We start from the raw sequence: 1,538 nt of genomic DNA, 5'->3' as shown, positions 1-1,538 counted from the left end.
CGCTCGCGGCCGGGGCGGCACTGCCGTGGGTGGTGGCCGGGCCGCTGGTGGCGGGCGCCGGCTCGGCGGCGAGTGGGAGAAGCACGAGCGGACGTTCATGGCCTGGCCCGCCTCCGAGAACGTGTGGGGCGAGCAGCTCGGGGGCGTCCGCAAGGACATCGCCGAGGTGGCCCGCGCGATCGGCGAGCGCGAACCGCTGGTCCTGCTCGTCCGGCCCGGCCAGGAGTCCTCCGCCCGCAACGCCTGCGGCTCGGCCGTCGAACTGCTCTCCGTCCCGGTCGACGACCTGTGGGCGCGCGACACCGTGCCGGTGTTCGTCGAGGAGGGCGGCAAGGTCAAGGGCGTCGACTTCAACTTCAGCGGCTGGGGCGGCAAGCAGGAGCACACCAACGACGCCCTGCTCGCCCGCGCGGTGCTCGACAAGTACGGCATCGAGCGGATCGAGACCCCGGTCACCGCCGAGGGCGGCTCCTTCGAGACCGACGGCCAGGGCACGCTGCTGATCACCGAGAGCTCCGTCGTCAACGACAACCGCAACCCCGGCCGCACCCGCGACCAGGTCGAGGCCGAGCTCAAGCAGGCGCTCGGCGTGACGAAGGTGATCTGGCTGGCCGGCGTCAAGGGCAAGGACATCACCGACGCCCACGTCGACTGCCTGGCCCGCTTCGCCGCCCCCGGCGTCGTGTTCCTCGACCGGGCCTTCCCCGGCACCCCGGCCGACGTGTGGTCCCGCTCGGCCGACCAGGCGCGCTCCGTCCTCGCCGACGCGACCGACGCGACCGGGAAGAAGCTCAAGGTCGTCGAGATCGGCCAGCCCAACCCGGACAAGATCACCGGGCGCGGCGACGCCTTCGTCTCCTCGTACATGAACTTCTACATCGGCAACAAGGGCGTCTACCTGCCCCTCTTCGGCGACCCGAAGGCCGACGACCACGCGCAGGACGTGTTCCGCGACCACTTCCCCGGCCGCGAGATCGTCCCGCTCCAGATCGACACCATCGCGTCCGGCGGCGGCGGCATCCACTGCTCCACCCACGACCAGCCGGCCGGCTGACCCCGGTGCCCGACCCCACCGACGTGCCCGATCCCACCCCAGTGCCCGATCCCACCGACGTGCCCGATCCCACCGACATTCCCGACCCCACCGACGTGCCCGATCCCACCGACGTGCCCGAGGAGAACGACCCCCCGTGCGGCTGACCCCCACCGAGCGCGACCGGCTGCTGATCTTCACGGCCGCCGAGCTCGCCCGCGCCCGCCGCGCCCGCGGCCTGCGGCTCAACGTCCCCGAGGCCACCGCGCTGATCGCCGACACCGTCTGCGAGGCGGCCCGGGACGGCCTTCGGCTGGCCGAGGCCGTCGAGCGCGGACGCTCCGTCCTCGGCCCGGACGACGTCCTGCCCGGCGTGCCGGACCTCGTCACCGAGATCCACGTCGAGGCGGTGTTCGACGACGGCACCCGGCTGGCCGTCGTCGCCGACCCGTTCGACGGCGCCACCCTCGCCGAGGCCAGGCCCGGCGCCGTGCTCCCCGGCGAC

The 1,538-nt window shown here is 73.5% G+C and carries 3 protein-coding genes; all 3 read left to right on the top strand.

All coding sequences use genetic code 11. The features are described 5' to 3' along the window. On the top strand, positions 1 to 1,054 hold a 1,054-nt coding region (locus AB0O00_RS38945; protein WP_363659406.1), incomplete at its 5' end, for an agmatine deiminase family protein. A 5-nt stretch (positions 1,055 to 1,059) separates the two neighbouring features. Then, a complete protein-coding gene (locus tag AB0O00_RS38940) occupies positions 1,060 to 1,200 on the top strand; it encodes a hypothetical protein (protein ID WP_363659405.1) in 141 nt (46 codons plus the stop codon). Further along, positions 1,191 to 1,538, top strand: a 348-nt coding sequence (gene ureA / locus AB0O00_RS38935) for an urease subunit gamma (RefSeq protein WP_363659404.1), incomplete at its 3' end; no start/stop codon positions are given. The genes AB0O00_RS38940 and ureA, both read left to right, overlap by 10 nt.

It is taken from the genome of Kitasatospora sp. NPDC093558, assembly GCF_040683475.1.
Classification (GTDB): domain Bacteria; phylum Actinomycetota; class Actinomycetes; order Streptomycetales; family Streptomycetaceae; genus Kitasatospora.
This window is presented reverse-complemented; position numbering and strand designations above follow the sequence as displayed.